Source organism: Methyloceanibacter caenitepidi, from assembly GCF_000828475.1.
Taxonomy (GTDB): domain Bacteria; phylum Pseudomonadota; class Alphaproteobacteria; order Rhizobiales; family Methyloligellaceae; genus Methyloceanibacter; species Methyloceanibacter caenitepidi.
Map to the genome: position 1 here is coordinate 3071141 of NZ_AP014648.1, position 20919 is coordinate 3092059.

Below are 20919 nucleotides of genomic sequence, written 5' to 3' on the forward strand. Positions count from 1 at the left end.
AAATCGACCTTCTCGCGAGTGGCGCTGCTCTACCGGGTCCGACCCCGAAGGCGGAGCTTTTGCTCCAGTACGCGCAATCGAGAAAGCATTGCCGTCACGGTCTTGGCGGTGACACCCAGTATCTGCGCAGCTTTGTAGGACGTCAGTGACGGTCCCAGCGCACGGCTGAGCATGATGAGCTGCAGCCATTTGTGCATGGGGACCTTGCTGTCCTGAAAGATCGTTCCGAGTTTGACGGTGAAGGGACGCCGGCAGTCGTAGCACTTGTATGTGTGGATACGGGTGCTCGCCCCGTTCAGACGTCCGATGCGGCGGTTGCTGCCGCAATGAGGACAAACAGGTCCGTCGGGCCAGATTCTTCGCTCGACGAACTCGTAGGCCGCCTCTTCATCGCGGAACGTGCCGAGATCCAGTGTATCTCGCCTCTTCATACGTGCGTCTGACGCCAGCGACATCGCTCGCGATCCTCTAGCTCAACCACCCGGTGGACACCACCGTGAGCTACGTCACCCTGGCCAACTCTACCGTGCGCCCGCTTTGGGCTCAACAGTAGAAGTGGGTACGCGTTGTATATAGGATGGTACGTATAGTATTACGCACCGACCATGGGCAATCACCTAAAATTACAAGTCAGTAAGAAATATCACATGCCTTAGGTATGCTTAGTAATATACGCGAATTTTGCATTTATTTCCGAGATGTATGCTGGGTATGGATTAGAAAATCCTTGGTATGCATAAAATCATTGCGATAATTACTCTTCCTCCTCCTAATAACGAAGACTTGATCGGCGACTTCCGGTCAAGGAGCAAGAGGAAGGAGGCAAAGACCCGGAAGAGCAATCCCATTACCGCAGGCGGCAGATTGACGGTGTGTCTTGGCGTAAGCGAGCCATCCCGCAGTCCGGGCCGCAGATGATGAACCGAAACTGGACGTCATCGCATATGCGTTGCTCGCCGACGCAGAAGATCAGCGAGTTTCTCAGCCGCGGTGCGTCCCTTGTATGACCAAGGAGACCATCATGGGCTTCCGTGACTACGACCCCAAGCACAACGACCCTGATCAGGACCAGAAACAGGATCAGGATCAGAAACAGGATCAGGACCAGAAGCAAGATCAGCTTCAGGGCCAGGCTCAAGGCCAAGCGCAGGGCCAGGCTCAACTAGCGGTCCAGGCTCTCTACCAGGAAAGTGACAACAAGAACGACAACAAGAATGAGAACGAAAACAAGAACGAGAACGAGAACAAGAACGAGGTAGAGAACAAGGTAGAAAACGACGTCGACAATAAGGTCGAAAACGAAGTCGAGAACAAGATCGAGAACGAGGTCAAGAACGAGGTCAAGACTGAAGTCGAGACCAAGGTCGACGTGGATGTCGATATTGACCTAGACCTCGACAGCTTGCCGACTGACGACGATCTGATCGACATCGAGCACTTCAACGCGCAGGACAACGAAGGCATCGTCCAAGCCCTTGCAAACGACGTCTGGCAGGACGTTTCTGGCGCGGGCAACGACAACGCGTTCAATATCCAGCAGGTCAACTCGCTCGTCGATAACGACAAGGTGGAGCGCGCTGAAGTCAGCTACGAGGCCGGCGGCGGCGGTGACGGCAAATCCGATCCGAAGTGGGATTGGGGCCATCACGATTCCGACGGCGGCGGCGGCGGATTCTCTCAGAGCGCCTTCGCTCATGGCGGCGATGCCAAGATGGACGACGTCGACGCCGAGACCGAAATCGGCAATATCAGCGATGCCGCTACGGCGTCTGCCGATGGAATCGCCAGCAACGAAGCGTTCACCCAGAACATCGTTCAGGGTGCCAACATCCAGTTCAACTCAAATGAGATCTCGGTTGTTGGTGACGACGCAACGGACGCGATCCTGTAACCCAACCAACGAGCCCGCGCGGACACTCCGCGCGGGCTTTCTCAATGAGAAACGATATCAGCGGGGATACTTGGAGAGAGGCGCCAAGAGCCGAGCCGAGAGAAGTTCGGCGCGGAGGCATAAATGGGCACCGGTGCTACCGAGATCATCCGCCTGTTCGCAGGGCACTTCCATCTCAGCAATGAGACGGGCCGATTGCGCGAGTCCTACGATGAGTTCATGGCTCACCGGGCGCGCGGGGATTTCGACCCGGGCACGCACGACGCAATCTATAAGTCGCCCGACCTCGACGAATTCCATACGTACTCTCGATTTGTCGATCCGCAGTCGGAACCGCCCGGCTTGGTCGGTTACGGTCCGCTGTCGGCCGACCCTCTCCAATCGGAGCCGCGTCGCCTGGACATCAATCCGATCATCGACAACGCGCTCCCTGACGAACTGGCCGCACCTGGCGCTCCGCTCCTGATCGCCGCCCCCACGCTTCTACAGTACGAGATCGAGTACGGCGAACTGGCAATCAACGTCACGTACGATACCGGCGGGGATCAGCACCTGATTCAAGTCCAACAACTCAACGTCATGTGGGACAATGACATCGCGATCCCCGAGGGGTGGTCGGCGGAAGCGCTCCAGACGCTTCAGTTCCCAGATATCCCGGATACGCTTCAGGACCTTCATGACCAGGCCGTCGCCGCGGCGCCTCCGGAGCTATCCGACGTCTCCTTCAACACAGGCTCGCTGATATCGTTCGCCGGTGAATACGATGCCGAGTGGAAAGCCTCCGGTGAAACGACCCGGAACGACGTCGAGCCGGGGGTCTACGTAAACGGCGAACTGCAGCCCGAAGACGCCGAGTTGCCGGTATTCCCGGTTGGGCTTGGCGACGACGGGGAGGCTGAAAGCGCGTATCCGACGGACGTGCCCGGGCAGATCGTGACGGCAGGTTCGAACCTCGCCGCAAATGTCGCGGGCATCTTCGATATCAATCATGGGATCGGCACCCTGGTCGTCGTCGGCGACTACTTTAGGACCGACGCCATCGTTCAGCTCAATCTCTATGTCGACGACGACGACATCACGTATGCTGGCGACGGCGTTTTTCAGATCGAGGGCGATGGCAACGAGGCCTTCAACATCGCCACCTTTCTCGATACGGACGCAGGAGTTCCGAGCTTTGCCGGGAGCGATATCTTTCCCGGAATCGACTGGTACGTCGATGTGCTCGACGGCGACCTCTACGACGTCAGCGTGGTATCGCAGGCAAACTGGCTATACGACAACGACGTCTCTGTTCAGGACAATTACCTGACCAACTATCAGCTCCTCATGGGAGCCAACGAGCAAGGCAACTTCACCGAGATCCTGACCATCGGCGATAATTACGATCTGGTCATCGTTCTCGGCGACTACCACGAGCTAAACCTAATCTATCAGAAGAACATCCTGCTCGACCCGGACACGCTCAAAGTGCTCGGCTACGACGACGCCTTCGGGGACGGCGACGGTCTGGCTGACCCTTCCATAACGGCCGGTGCCAACTGGTTGCAGAACGAGGCGTTGATCGAGCAATGGGGAACCCAGTCCTTTCAAGAGCTCACGCCGGCCTGGGAGGCCTTGATCGCGCAGCTGAATGCCGGTGACACCGAATTGGATCTTTCGGCCGGCGTCGGCATCCCCAACTTTGGCGATCCTGCGTTCAACATCCTGCTGATCACCGGTGACGTCTATGACATCAACGCCATCGAGCAGGAGAACGTCGTTGCCGATGCCGATGTCGCACTCCAGCTCCTGCCCCCCGCGGCCGCGCATGAGGACCCGGCCATGCAAGTAGCGTCCACCGGAGAGAACGCTCTCGGGAACTTCGCCACCATCGTTCACACCGGTCCAGCGGCTGACTACTACATCGGTGGAGAGCTCTACGAGGATGAGATGCTCATCCAAACAGAACTGATCGCGAGCAACGACGACACGGTCACGGGCTCGGATCCGGACGTTCTGGCGAATGAGCTCGTCGCCTTCACCTTACCTCCCGAAGAAGACGGCCACGACGAGGATGCCGTAGCCGTTCCGGTTCACGATTCGGCTCATTCGGACGTTCTCGGCAATGTCCTCACCTAGCATGTCATCAGGGGCACACCTGCATCATGGGCAACGATAATCGACATCCGCTGCGCAACGGGAAGACGAACGGGGCCGGAACCGACGACGCCGAGGACATCGACTCTGCGCCGGCCGACGTCGAACCAGACAACACCGCCAAGGCCGCTTCCGGTAACGGCACCGGTAACGGCAAGGGCGCTGCGATCGGCAACATCTTCGACGGCATCAAGTCTCGCGCCAATGGCGTCAACGGCGCCGATGGCCATGGCGCAAATGGGAGTGCCGCGATCGGCGGGCGCGTTTCCAGCTTGGACTTCAGGGGCGTCCTCACGAAGGGCCTTGCCAGCTGCCGGCGCAATCTCGCGACCGTCGCGGTGTTCTCGTTCGTGGTGAACCTGCTTGTGCTGGCCATCCCGGTCTATCTTTTCAATCTATCCGACCGCGTTCTGACGAGCCAAAGCATGGACACGCTCGTCATGCTGACGATCGTCGTCGTCGGCGCAATCGGAGCACACGTCCTTTTGGACTTGGCACGCCGCACCATCCTCATGCGCGTCGCGGTCGATCTGGAAAGCAATCTCGGCGCGCCGGTCTTGAGCGCAGCGGCCCGGTCCTCGCAGAACGGGTCCAGCCGTGAGTTCCAAATCCTGTCGGAGCTGCAGCACCTGCGCAGCTTCATCACCGGCCCGGTACTTCTGACAATGCTCGATATGCCGGTGGTGCCGATCTATCTCGTCGTCGTCTTTCTGGTTCACCCCCATCTCGGCTTCATCGTCCTGGGGACCGGCATCGTCCTGCTTATACTTGCGCTCCTGAACCAGAAGTTCACGGCGGTGCATTTCGCCCGCGCAAACGCGTTCGGTACGCGGGCCAACTTGCAGGCCGACGCCATGGCGCGGAACGCACAGGTGATGAACGCCATGGGCATGGTCCCCGAGGGCGTCTTGATATGGGGCGGCGAGACGGCAGAGTCTCTAAAATCACAAGTGTCCGCGCAGGACCGCAATATTTGGCTGACCGCCTTGTCCAAGTTCGTGCGCCTCGGCACCCAGATCGCGATCCTGGGCTGGGGTGCCTACCTCGCAACGCATGGTCATTTGACGGGCGGCATGATTATCGCGGCGTCGATCGTCGGCAGCCGCGCCCTGTCACCGATCGAAGGCACGATCGAAGGTTGGCGCAGTTTCGTGCAAGCACGATCCGCCTTCGCTCGCGTGCGGAAGCTGCTGCAATCCTCGCCGCTGAATTTCGATAGGCTCCGCCTGCCGCGCCCAAAGGGGCATTTGATCGTCGATCGCATTCTTTACGTGCCGCAGCCCGCAAAGAAGGTGATCCTGAATGGTGTCTCGTTCGAACTGAAGCCGGGCGAGTCCCTAGGTATCGTCGGCGCGTCCGGCACCGGCAAGTCGACACTGGGCAAGATGCTTGTCGGCTCGATCTTTCCCACGGCCGGCAACGTCCGCCTCGACATGATGGATCTGCGCAACTGGGATCCGCGGCAACTCGGCGAGAACGTCGGCTATCTCCCGCAGGACGTCCAACTCTTCCCCGCGTCGATAAAGGAAAACATCGCGCGCATGCGTAAGGACGCGAGCGATGAGTCCATCTTCGACGCAGCCGAGATTGCGGACGTTCACGCCATGGTGTCGGAGTTCGCCCAAGGCTACGAGACTCAGGTTTCGATGGACGGGACGCCTCTTTCGGGCGGCCAGAAACAGCGCATCGGCCTTGCCCGCGCCTTCTTCGGAGACCCGCAGCTCGTCGTCTTGGATGAGCCGAATTCCAATCTCGATCCGCCCGGAGAGCGTGCGCTCGCCCGCGCTCTGGAGTTAGCGAAGAAGAAACAGATAACGGTGATTGCGATTACCCAGCGGCCGTCGCTGCTGAGGAGCGTGGACAAGATCATGATCCTGCAGAAGGGAACCGTCCAAGCGCTCGGCGACCGCAATGACATCATTCCGCTGCTCACAGCGCGCAAGGAGCTCGAAACACAGAAGGTCGAAGCCAACGGCGGCGGGGCAAACTATCAGGCTGAAGAGTTGGACGATTTGGACCGCGAGGACGAGTAGGAGCGCTGCGATGAGTCAGGTACCGGTGCCCCAGGAGTGGTATGCAGGCATTCCCCGATCGACGCGAGCAGCGACGATCTTCGGCATTTTCATAATGGTCGCATTTTTGCTCGGCTTTGGATCGTGGGCTTCAACCGCTCCTATCGCCGGCGCGATCATTGCGGGCGGCTCCTTCGTCGCGACTGGTGAGAACAAAATTATTCAGCATCTGGAAGGCGGCGTGATCAAAGAGATCCGCGTTCGCGAAGGTGATGTGGTCGAGAAGGGCGACGTTCTCATCGACCTGGATGAGCGGGAGCCGCGCACGGAACTGCGCCGCTTGGAACTGCGCAAGGCCCGCGCCATGGCCCAGGAAGCACGCCTGAAGGCAGAAATGAATGAACAGGACGATGTGACTTTCCCGCAGGAAGTTGCCGATCAGGAATCCAATCCGGATATCGTGGAAATACTCGAACGCGAACGCCAGGCGCTGACGGCGCGGCGCAATGCCGTCAAGACCGAGGTCGCAACTCTGATGGAAGGCGTAGACGCCTTGAACCAGCGGGTCGAAGGCGGAAAGCTCCAGCTCGCCGCGGTCCGCCAGCAGCTGGCCTATGTCGAGGAAGAGCTCGAAGGGAAGAAGGGTCTGCTCGAGAAGGGGCTCATCCGCAAACCGGAGGTCCTATCCCTGGAACGTGCGAAGGCAAATCTGTCGGGTGAGATCGGTAGGCTGACTGGGGAAATCGGTGACGCGCGCGAACGCATCGCACGCATCAAAGAGCAGGTGACCGGCGTCCGGAACAATACCGTCAAGACGGCTGTGGAGGAGATGCACAAGGTCTCCGCCGAGCTCAAGGACGTACGCGAACTCATAAACGCGGCAAAGGCAGTGGTCGAACGCGTCAGCATCACCGCGCCGGTCAAAGGGATTGTGGTGAAGCTCCAGTACCACACGCCCGGCGGCGTCATCGAGCCGGGTAAACCGATCATGGAGCTCCTTCCGGTTCAGGCGGAGTTGCTGATCGAGGCACAAGTCAGACCGCGGGACATCGACGTCGTGAAGCGGGGCCAGCATGCGATGGTGCGCCTCTCCGCTCTCAACCGCCGTATCACGCCGATGATTCCGGGCGAGGTCGTGTACGTCTCCGCGGATTCGCTCGTGTCAGGCAAACAGGACACATCGAACGCTCAAAGCGATGTCTATATCGCCCGCATCAAGCTGGATCTGATCGAGGCATCGAAACTCCCGGACTTCGCACCCACGCCCGGAATGCCTGTCGAGGTCTATATCAAGACGGCCGACCGGACCTTCCTCGAGTATCTGTTCAAGCCCATCGAGGACAGCATGTCTCGAGCTTTCCGCGAATTGTGACCGGCCGATATTCCCGAAGCCGCGTCACTGCTCAATGGACGAGAGCGCTTGTCTCTTGCTGTAGAGTCGATGCCGCCTGGAATGCTGAGTCGGCCTCCCCCGTTTTCCCGAGTGCCAGCAGTACCTGAGCGAGCCTCGAGTAAGCGGCGGCGTTGGAGGGTTTGCGCTGGAGAAACCGGCGGTACGTTTTTGCCGCGTCCGCAAAACGACTCTGCGCCTCGAAGGTGAGTCCGAGTCGGAGCCACACATTGTCTGCATCCGGCTTGATCGAAATGAGCTTGCGGAACATTTGCCTTGCTCCCTGATAGTCCTTCTTGCGCATCAAGAGCTGCCCGCAGCCATAGAGCGCCGCAGGGGATCGAGGCGTCACGTCGAGCACCTGGCGATAGCCTCGCTCGGCATCGGCGAGCTTGTTGGCCTTGTGGAGTTGCATCGCTTTTTGCAGGACGCGCGAAACACAGCGAGGATCGAGCTTGCCGCCGAGATTTCGATTCCCAGGCGCTGTGATGACGAGGTTATGGAGCAACACCTCTTCGACGCCGAACATGTACTTGTACTCTTCGTTGCCGCGCAGAAAGTCGTAGGTCGTGATTCCGTTCTCGATCGCATGCCGCAAACTGTAGGCATGGAGGGCGACGCCCGACGGGACCGGCGTACGAACCGTTTCGTCGCGTCCCGCCAGGAAGAACAGAAACGCCTTCTTCTGATGGTCGACCAGGGTGGCAAGCGCCCCGAGCGGCCTGTCTCCTTGCCACACGACGGGAAGAAACAGAGCCCCGCCTTCGAAGCAGTCCCGAAACATGCTTCGATTGACCCGCACCAGCCCGCGTAGGCGATCGCCTTTGCGCTGCGCCCATTTCGTCGCCCAGAAGTTCATGAGAATATCGAGATCGCGGTCGATCGTGTCCGCGTTGGCAACGGTGATGCGGTACTCCTGCCCCTCATCGACCTTCCGCAAAAAGCGGCGCATCTTCTGTCGCGTGTTCGAGCCGAGCCCCGCAAGATACGCGTCCCAGGAGTCCGGCAGGCTGATATACGGACAAACGAGATTGTTGACGTTGTCCCTCTTGTTGACCGCCGGAATTTCGATCCGGCGAAAATCTTTCGCCGGCAAACTTCGCAAGAGGCGCTCGAGTCTGTTGGGGGAGGAACGGAAGAATTCCAATGTCAGCGCGGCCCAATTCGCCCGCCGAAGATAGCGGCTGAACGCAGAGACTGTTTGTCCTTCGCATTCAGGCCGTGTGATGAGGCCGGAGTAGTCCGACAGCCCGCGGCCGGCCAGCGTAATCTCGTTGTAAAAGCCGCCGCCCTGCTTGCGCATTCTCGTGCGCAGTCTCAGCGGAAAGAACGCCACATAGTCGGAACAGCTGTCGGGCGCGGCGGCGAGAACGAACCATTGGGACCTGTCCCCATCCAGCCAGCGTGAGATCCAAGTCCAGGATAGGAAGAATTGCGCCTCGGGATCGCTCGCATACACGGCCTCCCAATTCTCCCTGATATCAAGCAGTTCCTGGTGCGTGTCGATGATGTCAATACGCATTGGGTACGTCTTATATCAGTTACTCCACCTCGTAGAGAGTACTATAAAGGAATGCTCATGTATAGAAACTTATCTGTTGAATAGAGTTAAAGTACACGCCGCGCCTCGGATCGATGTAAAGCTTGTGCAGATGCATGCCGGATGATAGATTTCCTTCGGTGCGCGAGAGTCCCGCCGATTTGGAAGGGAAACAGCCCCACTGCTACTGTCAGATCGAAAGGCGCTCGCGTACCGCTGTTAGCTTGGCGACACCCGACGCTGAGGGAGTCCTAAGTTGTTCGGTTGGCTGACCTCTCCAGGACCCGCCACACGGCACCAGCCGCGCAAGGCAACCTACGAAGGCTTCGTTGCGTGCAGCGACCGCGATGACGTGTGGGCCGACAAGCTTACGCAGCAACTCGAGCGCTATTACGCGGGCAAGCCGGGCGCAGGGACGCACCACTTTTTCCGGGCAAGCAAAGACGAAAGTGCGAAATACGCGCTGGCGCAAACCACGATTGGCGCCTTGGAGGCGTCTCGAAGTCTCATTGTCATTTGCTCGCCCGCGGCGGCAAAAAGCTATCAAGTGAACGAACAGATCCGTGCCTTCAAGGCTCAGCATCCCACGCGGCCTGTCTTCCCTCTGATTGTCGATGGCAAGGCCGGCGACGAAGAAAGAGAGTGCATTCCGCCGCTGCTCAAATTCGAGATGGACGCCGATGGCAACATTACGAAAGGGCCGGTCGACGTCGAGGCGGCCGATGTCAGCCAGGACAAGGACGAGCCGGAACGTGCCGCCGCCACAATAGCTTCCGACCTGTTGGGCTTGTCGCCGCGCAAAACGGCTCGGATAGGAGCGCGAGGAAAGAAGCGTGTCCGGAACCAACGCCTCGGCCCTTTGATGAACCTCGGCATCGTTGCGGGGCTGACCGCAATCGCCGTTTTGAGCGGCTCACCGAACAACAAAGCTTTCTTCGCCCGGACGTTTGATCTCGTCGACGCCAACGTGGGGGAACCCGCGCGGAAGGCGATTGCCGACGCTGCGCCGCAAACCACCGCCGTCAACGTCTTCGCCTACGGTGAGTCGTTACTCTGGGATGTCATGAAACGCGGTCCGCTCACGCCGGAGACGAAATACCGAAGAGCGGCGGTGCTGCTTCAATTTGCTCACACCTATAGAGAACTCGGCGACACCGAAAGGGCGGTGCTCGCCGCCGCTGATGCCCAACACCTCCTGCACTCGTTACGCAACGCCGAGCCGAGCAACGCCGACTTCGTACGCAGGCTGGAGATCGCTGACGATGATCTCGCGAAAATCCGGGCAGAAGAAAAACGCGCAACTGACATTCCGGATGGGAAAGAGCCGCTCTCTAAGTTGACAGAATAGTATCGGAACCGACAGCGAGATCATGTATCCCGCTTGGGTACGCAAAGTATAACCGTATGTCCTGAGAGCAAAAAATAAGGAAGCCCCGTACGGGGGGACACGGGGCCTCCTCAATTCCCATGGGCTGCGGTGGGAGGGAAACCACCACATCTGTAATTATAGCACATTTACTTACAAGGTTGGAGAAAATATGCAGTATTAGCGGAGTCGGGTGCAGCCGCGCGACCCGCCGGTCCGGGCTGCGTTATCGGACTGCGGTCCAATCGAAAAGGGGTTCTGCACTGGGTGCGTCGGCACCGGAAATGTCCGCTGACGGTACTGGGCGAACACCTCGAGCACGCGCGACGCGGACCCGCCACAAGGGCCGGGCAGACGCCCTGTCACGTTTCAGGAGACGGTCGCAGTCGTCTTAGAGACGGGCCCTATTCGCGGTCTTGGCCGAAGGCCGCCTGGAGCCGCGAGAAATGCGCGCCGACAGGATGATGGGCATCGGCGCCCGGCTCCTTGAAATCCATCATCTGGTCGAGCCGGACCACCTGCTCTTGCAGCTTCACGCTCTCCTCGATGAGCGCGCGCAGCCGTTCCGGTAGCGCTTCGAGATCGCGCACGGGCTTTGAATCCTCCACCGGAAGCTTGATCTTGCGTTGCTCCTCGACCGCCTGTTCGGGGGTCAGTTCGCCTTCCGTGACAGCCCGGCGGATCAGGAGCCAGGACGCGAGCTGCATCAGCCGCGTGGTGAGACGCATGCTCTCCGTGGCGTAAGCGAGAGAGTGCGGCGGCTTGAGCTGGCGGGCCTCCTTGCGGCCGTCGCCGTCGAGATAGGCCGCGGCCGCTTCGACCAGCGCCATGCCCTCGCGGAAGACGCTCTTGAACTGGTCGGAACGCGCGAATTTCGCGCCAAATGAGACGGTTACGCCGTCACCATAGGTTGTATTTTCGGTCTTCCCCGCCATGTCCCCCGGTACTCCATCGCCCCTCTTATTGAGCGGCATACTATGCCATGGGCCAGCGCTGTCGTTACCTTCCGTTAGGAAAGGTTAAAACGCAAGCTGTGGCGAGCGGAGGGCAAAAAAAAGGAGCCGCCGAAACGGCGGCTCAGGAAGTTAACAGGGAGGCGTCAAACAGAGTGGAACAGGCCACTCAGATCCAGAGGACTGGATAACGATGACTTTACGGGGGAGTCCCTAACAACCGGTTAAGACTAAGGGCCTCTTTACCTAAAGAAACTCTGTCCCGGCCGGTCTAGCGTTTGAACGCGGCCTCTGCGGCATTGCGCGAGGATTGTTTCTCGCCGAGCACGGCCTCGATGCGCGCGATCTCGCCCTTCAAGGTTTCGATCAGCGCGCGCAATTCGTCCACGGACAGTGTGGATAAGTCCTTCCCGATCTCGTGGCCCTTCGGCTTTTTCGGTGTGAGGTCGTCGAGGTCCATGGTCGAAATCTCCGCATCGCGCGCCGGCCATCGCATTCGTGCGATCGAGCTCATCCTAGCATCGCGCAGCCGTCTTCTCTAAGAGTGAACGAGCGAAAGCGAAGCCGAATGGGGACGAGAATGCTGCCAGAGACCATGACCGTGATCGAAGTCCGCGAGCCGGGCGGACCGGAACAACTGACGCCGGGCACGCGGCCCGTGCCGAAGCCCGCCGCGGACGAAGTCCTCATCGCCGTATCCGCCGCCGGCATCAACCGGCCCGACGTGCTGCAGCGCCAAGGTCTCTACCCGCCGCCAAAAGGCGCGTCCGATTTGCTGGGCCTGGAAGTGTCCGGGCCGGTCGTCGCCGTCGGAGAGAACGTGACCCGGTTCAAGCCCGACGATTTCGTCTGCGCGCTCGTGAATGGCGGCGGCTACGCGGAATACGCGGCCGCGCCCGAAGCCACCACTCTTCTTACGCCTCGAGGCCTGGGTGCGGTTGAAGCGGCGGCCCTGCCGGAGACCATCTTCACCGTCTGGCACAACGTCTTCGAGCGTGGATGCCTCAAGGAAGGCGATTGGCTCCTGGTCCACGGCGGGGCGAGCGGCATCGGCACCACGGCCATCCAGCTCGGGACCGCATTCGGCGCAAAGGTGATCGTCACGGTGGGCGACGATGAGAAGGCCAAAGCCTGCGAAGAGCTCGGCGCGGTGAAGGCCATCAACTACCGCAAGGAAGACTTCCTCGAAGTCGTCAAAGAGGTGACGAACAAGCACGGCGCCGACGTGATCCTCGACATGGTGGGCGGCGACTATATCGAGAAGAACATCCGCGCCGCGGCGCTCGAAGGCCATATCGTGCAGATCGCGTTCCTCAAAGGCTCCAAGGTCGAGGTGGATCTCATGCGGCTGATGATGCGACGCCTCACCCTCACCGGATCGACGCTCCGTGCTCAGACCGATGCGACCAAGGCGACAATGGCCCGGGTGATCGAGGAGAAGATTTGGCCTCTGGTCGAAAACGGCCAGTACAAGCCCGTTATCGACTCGACCTTCCCCCTCGTTGACGCCGCCGAAGCCCATAAGCGCATCGACGACCCCAGCCATGTGGGCAAGATCGTACTAACCACCACATAGGAGCGGGACTACGCCAGCCCCGAAGCCGCGATTTACTTCTTCCGCGGCGGCATCGGCACGATCATCGAAACGCGACTTTGGTAGTCGACATAGGCATCGCCGTGAATGGCGATGAGGTCGCGTTCCTCCAAGAAGATGCCGATAAGGATGTACCCCGTCGTCGCGATTGCGAACAGGAGATGGCCCACGCTCATCACCGGCGTCGCCCAGAATGCGAGCAGGAAGCCCAAGTAGATCGGGTGGCGAACGAACCGGTAGAACAAGGGCGACGTGAACTCAGGCGACCGGAACTCTTGGCCGCGCCAGTGCGCATAGACTTGCTTGAGGCCGAAAAGGTCGAAATGGCTGATCAGGAACGTGCTGATGAGCACGACCACCCAGCCGATCCAGAACAACGCCCATAGGATCCCCGCGCCGACAGGATTTGTGACGGACCAGACGACTGCGGGCATCGGGCGCCATAGCCAATACAGAAGGATCAACGCGAGACTTGACGCGAGCACATACGTGCTGCGCTCAAGCTCACTGGGCACGAACTTCGTCCACCAGCGCTTGAACTCCAGCCGTGCCATGACGCTGTGCTGTACGGCAAAAAGTCCAAGCAGGAGAACGTTCACAATGAGGGCCTCGGTCGTGGGACCCGCGAGACCGCTATCGATGGTCTTCGGAACCACAATGTTGCCCACGAAACCAATGGCATAGAGAAAGGTCAGGAGAAAAAGAACGTAACAGAAGGCACCGTAGATCAGCGCAGCCATGGCAACCTCCCTTAGCAATCAGCAAGAGACGAGAGCCTCGAACGGCTCTTTTGGTATCCATACTGACTAGTATCATACGCTGAGCGCAACGCGAACGCCACACGCGTCCCGCGTGCGTGAGCACTGGCGGCCTATTCTAATTGTCTGCCGCTGTGGCCGCTGTCCCGGCACGCGGCCCAATCACGCCGGGCCCGCAATACCTTGAATGAACGAGTCGATCATGCGGTCGTGCCAAGGCTCTCGCTCGCCGCGCTCATGGAACCCGAGATGCCCGCCGCTCCGGGCTAGAAAGATATCCACATTCGGATTGCCGTGTTCCCTGGCACGAAAATAGGGGCCCGGCGGAATCCACGGATCGTTCGCCGCGTGGATCATCAGTGTGGGAATCGCAATCGCCGGCACGAACTGCGCGCCGGCGGTGCGCGTATAATAGTCCAGCGCGCCGTCGAAGCCATTGCGGGGCGCCACCCAACGGTCGTCGAATTCAAACACGGAGCGGGTATCGGCGACGCTTCGGCGCTCTTGGGACGAGAGCACGCAAGACGACAGCACATCCCGCTTCATCCGCTGAATGAGGAAGTGGTGATAAAGCGCGTTGCGCGGCTGCAGGATCCGTTCGCAGGCTTGGGCCGGCTCGATCGGCGCCGATACGGTCGCGGCCCCGATCACGAACGCCGGATGGTCTGCACGCCCCAGCCAATTGAGCAGGACGTTTCCACCCAGCGAATAGCCGATCAGGAAAACGCCGTTTCCCGTTAGCGGCGGATCGAGCCCCTCCAGCACGCTCTGTACGTCCGGGGCGCAGCCCGCATGGTAGTAGTTTTTGGCGAGGGACCGGCCCGGACCTGCCCCGCGCAGGTTGAGCCGGAGAACCATGCGGCCGCGGGCGAGATGGAACCGCGCCGACGCGCGCATGTAGTCGCTGTCTTCGCACCCGGTGAGACCGTGCATGAGGACGATCAGCGGCGCGCGCGGGTCCGGCGCATCGGGCTCGCTCAGCGTAGCCTTGAGCCGGTCGCCACTTCCATCCGCGGTCTCGAATTCAACGGAGGATGCACGGCCCGGCAGAGGCTTGTTGCGCCGCATGACGACATTGCGCAGGGTCTGAAGATCGCCGCCCCACCAAGGGGCGCGATCCTGAAAGACGCCGCCGCGCGCTGCAGGTTTGATCGGTTCGTCCAGCACAACACAGCAGGTCGTGCCCGGTGTGGCGAATTCAAGCCCCCGCGCCAAAACACGCCCGCAAGGCGTTCCCGCCCACCCGCGGGAACCGATTGCCTATTTGAGCCCTTGCGCCTATATAGAGTGCATTCCCCTCAAATTGGGACGTTTGGCTCTTTCGCTGAAAAACGCGAGGGACGCGACGGAACCCTTTTAAGCAAGGTTTGAATGTCACTATGAATCGCACCCCATTGATGCCGAAGGCGACGGCGGTCTGGCTCGTCGACAACACCTCGCTGACCTTCGAGCAGATCGCCGAGTTCTGCCAGCTGCACGTGCTGGAAGTGAAGGGCATCGCCGACGGCGACGTGGCGCAGGGCATCAAAGGCATGGACCCGATCTCGTCCAACCAGCTCTCGCGCGAAGAAATCCACATCGCCGAGGAAGACCCCAAGCATCGGCTAAAGCTCTTGGAGCCCAAGGTCGAGGTGCCGGAAGTCAAGACGAAGCGCGGACCCCGCTATACGCCGGTGTCGCGCCGTCAGGACCGGCCCAACGCCATTTTGTGGCTTCTGAAAAGCCATCCGGAGCTGAAGGACAGCCAGATCATGCGTCTCGTGGGCACCACGAAGCCGACGATCCAGGCCATCAAGGAACGGACCCACTGGAATTCTCCGAACCTGGTGGCACAGGACCCGGTGACGCTCGGCCTGTGCTCGCAAATCGATCTCGACGCCGCCGTGAAACGGGCGGCCGCGCGGGTTGAGCGCGAGCAGAAGAAGGCCGGCAAGGGCGCCGAGAAGGCCGGCTCCCTGATCCCGACCGAGGAGACGATCGGTCTGACGGACACCCAAGGTGACGTGACGGGCGGGGGCGAAGGCCCCACGCCGTTCGCCCCGCCGCAGCCGTCGGAGGACGACATGGCCTCCTCGCTGGCCCAGGAGGCCCGCGACGCCATGGCGGCGCCCGAGCAGGTGGAGGAAGCGCCGGATGCGGATTCCGTGTTCGCCAAGCTCAAGGACCTGAAGGTCGAGGGTGAGAGCACGGAAGGCGAGAGCGCCGAAGACGAGAGCGACAAAGACGGCAATGAGGACGAGAAGAACTCGTCCGACGGCTGATTGCGATGACCGGCGCGGGCGGCGCGAATGCGTGCGCCCGTCCGTCGTCTGACCGTCGGCCACTGCCCCAATCCAGGCTTGATCTCCCTCAAGGCCGCAGGCCCGCTCTGCCGCGAGCATGCCCCCTTCGTCGCTCTTGATGAAAGGGAGGTTTTCATGAGCCCGACCGAAATGGGTATTCTCACCCTGATTATCGTTGCCTTCTGCGCATTCGGGATCACGCTCGCCTACTATTCGCACCGTTCCAGCTAGCGCTGAGGCAACCGGGCCGCACCGCGTGGATCTCACCGTCCACGAAGCCGATTTTTTTTGCCGGTCTGCCCATAAGAAGAATTGATTCATCGGGTCGCCCGTGGCTAGGGTGCGGCAACCAAACGCACCCAATCCGTAAGACCCATGACAAATCCGTATGACGCCGGGCTCGGCAAGACGCCGGCGAACTATCAGCCGCTGACGCCGCTCGTATTCCTCGAGCGGGCCGCCGCTGTTTATCCCGACCATATCGCCATCATTCATGGCAACGCGCATATCTCATATGAGACCTTCTATGCGCGCGCGCGCCAGCTTGCCTCCGCGCTCGCGGCACGCGAGATCGGCGTTGGAGACACCGTGTCGGTGATGCTGTCCAACACGCCCTCGATGCTCGAAGCGCATTACGGCGTGCCGATGACGGGCGCGGTCCTGCACTCGATCAATACGCGGCTGGATGCGCCCAATATCGCCTTCATGCTCGATCACGCCGAAGCCAAGGTCGTCATTTGCGACACGGAATTCGGAGACGTAATGAAAGAGGCCCTGAGCCTCGCAAAGGTCAAGCCGCTCCTGATCGACTACGAGGACACCGAGCTCGGCGAGCCGGGAACGCGCCTCGGTGACTTGGACTACGACGACTTCATCTCGGAGGGCGACGCTTATTACGCTTGGGCCATGCCCTCCGACGAGTGGAACGCTATCTCGCTGAACTACACGAGTGGCACCACGGGCAATCCGAAAGGCGTCGTTTATCACCATCGCGGCGCGGCCATGATGTGCTACGGCAACACCATCGCCACGGGCATGGGACAGCACCCGGTCTATCTGTGGACGTTGCCGATGTTCCACTGCAACGGCTGGTGCTTCCCCTGGTCGCTGAGCGTGGTGGCGGGCACTCACGTTTGCCTGCGGGCGGTTCGCGCCAAGCCCATGTACGATGCGATCGCCGACCACAAGGTCACTCATCTGTCGGGCGCACCCTTCGTCATGTCGGTGCTCTTGAACGCCTCCGACGAGGAGAAGCGCGACTTCGACCATCAGGTCGCCTTCAACCACGCCGCCGCGCCGCCGCCGGCCGCCGTCATGGCCGCCATGGCGGACGCGGGTTTCGCCCTCACCCATCTCTACGGTCTGACGGAGACTTACGGTCCCGCGACGCTCAATGCCTGGCGGCCGGCCTGGGACACGCTTTCCGCAGAAGAGCGCTCCAAGAAGCGCATTCGCCAGGGCGTGCGCTATCCGACGCTCGAGGATCTCACGGTCATGAACCCGGACACGATGGAGAAGACGCCGGCGGACGCGGAGACCATCGGCGAGGTCATGTTCCGCGGCAATATCGTCATGAAGGGCTATCTCAAGAACGAGAAGGCCACCAAGGAAGCCTTCGCCGGCGGCTGGTTCCACTCCGGCGACCTCGGCGTCATGCACCCGGACGGCTACATCCAGCTGAAGGACCGCTCCAAGGACATCATCATCTCGGGCGGCGAGAACATCTCGTCCATCGAGGTCGAGGATACGATCTACAAGCACCCCGACGTGCTGAGCGCGGCCGTGGTGGCCAAACCCGATCCGAAATGGGGCGAGACGCCGTGCGCCTTCGTGGAGCTGCGCGAGGGCTCGAAGACGGAGGCCAAGGACATCGTCGCGTGGTGCCGCGAGCACCTGGCCCACTTCAAATGCCCGCGCTACGTCGTCTTCGTGGACCTGCCCAAGACCTCCACCGGCAAGATCCAGAAGTTCAAGCTGCGGGAACTCGCGAAGGACGTTTAATCCATGCCCCTCCTCCGCTTTGACCTGATCGAAGGCCGGACCGACGACGAGATAAAGGCGCTGCTCGACGCGGCGCATCGCGCCATGCTGGCCGCCTTCAAGGTGCCGGAGCGCGACCGCTATCAGATCGTGCAGGAGCACAAGCCCGGCCGCATGATCGTGGAGGACACAGGGCTGGGCATCGAGCGCACCGCCAAGGTCGTGGTGGTGCAGGTCATCTCGCGGCCCCGGACCCGCGACAAGAAGGAAGCCTTCTACCGGCTTCTCTGCGAGGAGCTGGAGCGCTCTTGCGGCATCGCGCCCTCCGACGTGATGGTCTCCATCGTCGAGAATTCGGACGAGGACTGGTCCTTCGGGCTTGGACGCGGCCAGTTCCTGACCGGGGAGCTTTAGACCCCTTCGCTGTTTCCCCGCGCTGTCGGGCGCACCCCGAATCGGCGTAGTCTTCGCCGGTGACGGACCGGGAGGGCGCCATCACTTCGCTCGAGGAAACCTTCAATGTCGTCGCCAACTACGTGGCGCTGGGCGTCGAGTTCGGCGCCGTCATCGTCGTGGCGTTCGGATCGGCCCAAGCCGTCCTCGCCCTGATCCGCGCCATCGCCACCGGCACGGCGGATAGCCTGCGCGGCCGGGAGATCTGGCTCAAGTTTGCAACCTGGATCTTGTTGGCGCTCGAATTCGCCCTCGCCGCGGACATTGTCCGCACGGCGGTCGCCCCCACCTGGGACGATATTTGGAAGCTGGCCGTGATCGCCGTGGTCCGGACCATGCTGAACTACTTCCTGGCCAAGGACATCGCCGCCTTCAGCAAGCTAGAGCAGGCCCCGGAGGACAATTCGTCCCAGAATCCATCCTCTGGCTCCGTCTCCCCCTAATACGTTGGACCACCGAGCCAATTTATGTTTGAGTGGCGGAGATTATATCGCACCGCACGATGAGTGCGGCGTGCGGCTGCCCGGTTGGCCAAATTTCGGGCGGAATTGGGGGATAGATGCGGACCATGGCCAGGGCGCATTTTTCTGAAGCTGCGCAAAGACTTGAGCATCTTCGCCGCGCGGGGATTGCGCTTCACGGGATCGAGGGATGACAGAGTCAACACGGACGAAAAACGGCCGGCGTTTCCAATTCATCCTGATCAAGCCGTCTCACTACGACGCGGACGGTTACGTCGTGCAGTGGGTGAAATCCACGATGCCGTCGAACTCGCTCGCCGCCGTTTACGGCCTGGCGGTCGACGCGGCCGAGCGCGGCGTGCTCGGCCCAGACCTGCCCATTGACGTCACCGCGATCGACGAGACCAACAAGCGCGTCCGCTTCGACGAACTCATCAAGCTGATCAAGGACAATGGCGGCGAAGGCCTCGTGGGCATCGTCGGCGTGCAGTCGAACGAGTTTCCGCGCTCCGTCGACATCGCCCGGCCGTTCCTCGCCGAAGGCATCCAGGTGATGATCGGCGGTTTCCATGTTTCGGGCTGCCTCTCGATGCTTCCCGAGTTGCCTGACGACATCAAAGCCGCACAGGACCTTGGCATTTCCATCTTCGCGGGTGAAGCCGAAGAGCACATGGATACGGTGATCCGCGATGCGGCCGCGCATAATCTACAGCCCATCTACAACCACATGAAAGAAGAGCTGCCCTGCCTCGCCGATGTGCCGGCGCCGCCCTTCTTGCCGAAGGACTTCGTGGACCGGACCGTCGGCAACGTCACCAGCTTCGATGCCGGGCGTGGCTGCCCGTTCCAGTGCTCGTTCTGCACCATCATCAACGTGCAAGGCCGCAAGTCCCGCTACCGCACGCCTGATTCCATCGAGAAGATCCTGCGCTCCAATTACGAGCAGGGCGTGAACCGCTTCTTCATCACCGACGACAATTTCGCACGGAACAAGGACTGGGAAGCGATCTACGACCGCATCATCAAGCTGCGCGAAGAGGACGGCTTGGACGTGCGGTTCATGATTCAGGTCGACACGCTGTGCCACAAGATCCCGAACTTCATCGAGAAGTCGAAGCGCGCCGGCGTGACCCGCGTGTTCCTCGGGCTTGAGAACATCAACCCGGCCAACCTGATTGCGGCCAAGAAGCGCCAGAACAAGATCACCGAGTACCGCAAGATGCTGCTCGAGTGGAAGCGCGTCGGCATCATGACCTTTGCCGGTTACATTCTGGGCTTCCCCAACGACACACCGGAGTCCATCAAGCAGGACCTCGAGATCATCAAGAGCGAGTTGCCGCTCGACATGCTCGAGTTCTTCATCCTCACACCGCTGCCCGGTTCCGAAGACCACCAGGTTCTGTCGAAGAAGGGGGTCTGGATGGACCCCGACATGAACAAGTACGAGCTGGAGCACGTGGTCACCGGCCACGAGAAGATGTCCAAGGAAGAGTGGCAGGGCGCCTATGAATCCGCTTGGCGAATCTTCTACACCCGCGAGCACCTGGAGACGGTCCTGCGCCGCGCCTATGCCAGCGGCGTCAATATACGCTCGCTGATGCCCGTGCTGTTCTGGTTCAAGAACGCCGTGCCAGTCGAAGGACTGCACCCGCTGCAATGGGGCATTTTCCGCATCAAGCACCGCAAGGACCGCCGCTCGGGTCTGCCCATCGAGAACCCGATCACGTTCTACGCCAAATACGCGGCCGAGATTGCGCGCAAGGCGACCCTGCTCGGCAAGAGCTGGTGGGAGCTGAAACGCATCGTCAAGAAGATCGAGGCGGACCCGCACGCCGCGGACTACAAGGACCAGGCGTTGACGGCCGTCGCCGAGGAAGATTCCGAGCATATGGGCCTCTACAATCAGAACGAGGCCGCGCGGGTCGCCGTGCAGCGCGAACTGCGCGTCGCGAACAAGGCCACCGTTCAGGCCAACGGCGCCGCGAATGGAAACGGCAAAGGGCAGCCGAAACTGTCCGTGAAGCCGAAAAACGGCTTCGCGACGCCGGATGCGGCCAACGAGAGCGGCGCGGCAGGCGAGAAAGCACCGGCGGCTTAGGATAG

17 protein-coding genes are annotated in these 20919 nt (G+C 60.8%); 11 read left to right on the plus strand and 6 right to left on the minus strand.

The window, feature by feature from the left end:
- Nucleotides 1–29 precede the first annotated feature (29 nt).
- Entirely contained in the window at nucleotides 30–431 is a 402-nt protein-coding gene (locus tag GL4_RS14760) for a transposase (RefSeq protein ID WP_052464649.1), read from the minus strand.
- A 572-nt stretch (nucleotides 432–1003) separates the two neighbouring features.
- Here GL4_RS14760 and GL4_RS14765 point away from each other — a divergent pair.
- From GL4_RS14765 to GL4_RS14780, 4 genes are all read left to right on the plus strand, one after another.
- A complete protein-coding gene (locus tag GL4_RS14765; RefSeq protein WP_052464651.1) occupies nucleotides 1004–1891 on the plus strand; it encodes a hypothetical protein in 888 nt (295 codons plus the stop codon).
- Nucleotides 1892–2014: 123 nt separating this feature from the next.
- Nucleotides 2015–4009, plus strand: a complete 1995-nt coding sequence (locus GL4_RS14770) for a hypothetical protein (RefSeq protein WP_045368640.1) — start codon at nucleotides 2015–2017, stop codon at nucleotides 4007–4009.
- Nucleotides 4010–4035: 26 nt separating this feature from the next.
- Complete coding sequence (locus GL4_RS14775) at nucleotides 4036–6060, plus strand: type I secretion system permease/ATPase (RefSeq protein ID WP_082025700.1); 2025 nt, start codon at nucleotides 4036–4038, stop codon at nucleotides 6058–6060.
- Nucleotides 6061–6070: 10 nt separating this feature from the next.
- Complete coding sequence (locus GL4_RS14780) at nucleotides 6071–7411, plus strand: HlyD family type I secretion periplasmic adaptor subunit (protein ID WP_045368641.1); 1341 nt, start codon at nucleotides 6071–6073, stop codon at nucleotides 7409–7411.
- A gap of 31 nt (nucleotides 7412–7442) precedes the next feature.
- Here GL4_RS14780 and GL4_RS14785 read toward each other — a convergent pair whose 3' ends face one another.
- Nucleotides 7443–8951: a GNAT family N-acetyltransferase gene (locus tag GL4_RS14785; protein WP_045368642.1), complete on the minus strand. Its 1509-nt coding sequence runs from the start codon at nucleotides 8949–8951 to the stop codon at nucleotides 7443–7445.
- Nucleotides 8952–9225: 274 nt separating this feature from the next.
- Here GL4_RS14785 and GL4_RS16975 point away from each other — a divergent pair, with 274 nt between their 5' ends.
- The gene (locus GL4_RS16975; protein WP_052464653.1) at nucleotides 9226–10317 is read left to right on the plus strand and encodes a TIR domain-containing protein; all 1092 of its coding nucleotides are present in this window, start codon (nucleotides 9226–9228) and stop codon (nucleotides 10315–10317) included.
- Nucleotides 10318–10739: 422 nt separating this feature from the next.
- Here the strand turns inward: GL4_RS16975 and rcdA are convergent, their stop codons facing one another.
- Together rcdA and GL4_RS14800 are read right to left on the minus strand one after the other, a co-directional pair.
- Entirely contained in the window at nucleotides 10740–11270 is a 531-nt protein-coding gene (rcdA, locus tag GL4_RS14795) for a protease adaptor protein RcdA (protein WP_045368644.1), read from the minus strand.
- Between the two features lie 289 nt (nucleotides 11271–11559).
- Nucleotides 11560–11748 carry a DUF1192 domain-containing protein gene (locus tag GL4_RS14800; protein ID WP_045368646.1) on the minus strand — a complete coding sequence of 63 codons (189 nt, stop codon included), beginning with the start codon at nucleotides 11746–11748 and terminating at the stop codon, nucleotides 11560–11562.
- Nucleotides 11749–11868: 120 nt separating this feature from the next.
- Between GL4_RS14800 and GL4_RS14805 the strand changes: the two genes are divergently transcribed.
- Nucleotides 11869–12864, plus strand: a complete 996-nt coding sequence (locus tag GL4_RS14805) for an NAD(P)H-quinone oxidoreductase (RefSeq protein WP_045368648.1) — start codon at nucleotides 11869–11871, stop codon at nucleotides 12862–12864.
- 32 nt (nucleotides 12865–12896) lie between these two features.
- Here the strand turns inward: GL4_RS14805 and mddA are convergent, their stop codons facing one another.
- Nucleotides 12897–13622 carry a methanethiol S-methyltransferase gene (gene mddA, locus GL4_RS14810; protein WP_045368650.1) on the minus strand — a complete coding sequence of 242 codons (726 nt, stop codon included), beginning with the start codon at nucleotides 13620–13622 and terminating at the stop codon, nucleotides 12897–12899.
- Between the two features lie 180 nt (nucleotides 13623–13802).
- Nucleotides 13803–14807: a YheT family hydrolase gene (locus GL4_RS14815; protein ID WP_045368651.1), complete on the minus strand. Its 1005-nt coding sequence runs from the start codon at nucleotides 14805–14807 to the stop codon at nucleotides 13803–13805.
- A 212-nt stretch (nucleotides 14808–15019) separates the two neighbouring features.
- Between GL4_RS14815 and GL4_RS14820 the strand changes: the two genes are divergently transcribed.
- The 5 genes from GL4_RS14820 to GL4_RS14845 all read left to right on the plus strand — a co-directional run bounded on the left by GL4_RS14820 (nucleotide 15020) and on the right by GL4_RS14845 (nucleotide 20914).
- Nucleotides 15020–15901: a DUF1013 domain-containing protein gene (locus GL4_RS14820; protein ID WP_045368653.1), complete on the plus strand. Its 882-nt coding sequence runs from the start codon at nucleotides 15020–15022 to the stop codon at nucleotides 15899–15901.
- 396 nt (nucleotides 15902–16297) lie between these two features.
- Nucleotides 16298–17923: an acyl-CoA synthetase gene (locus tag GL4_RS14830; protein ID WP_045368657.1), complete on the plus strand. Its 1626-nt coding sequence runs from the start codon at nucleotides 16298–16300 to the stop codon at nucleotides 17921–17923.
- Between the two features lie 3 nt (nucleotides 17924–17926).
- Nucleotides 17927–18316 (plus strand): tautomerase family protein, encoded by a 390-nt coding sequence (locus GL4_RS14835; protein ID WP_045368659.1) that lies wholly within the window; start codon nucleotides 17927–17929, stop codon nucleotides 18314–18316.
- A gap of 59 nt (nucleotides 18317–18375) precedes the next feature.
- Nucleotides 18376–18798: a DUF1622 domain-containing protein gene (locus tag GL4_RS14840; RefSeq protein WP_197539044.1), complete on the plus strand. Its 423-nt coding sequence runs from the start codon at nucleotides 18376–18378 to the stop codon at nucleotides 18796–18798.
- A 208-nt stretch (nucleotides 18799–19006) separates the two neighbouring features.
- Nucleotides 19007–20914 carry a B12-binding domain-containing radical SAM protein gene (locus GL4_RS14845; RefSeq protein ID WP_082025701.1) on the plus strand — a complete coding sequence of 636 codons (1908 nt, stop codon included), beginning with the start codon at nucleotides 19007–19009 and terminating at the stop codon, nucleotides 20912–20914.
- The last annotated feature ends 5 nt before the right edge of the window (nucleotides 20915–20919 follow it).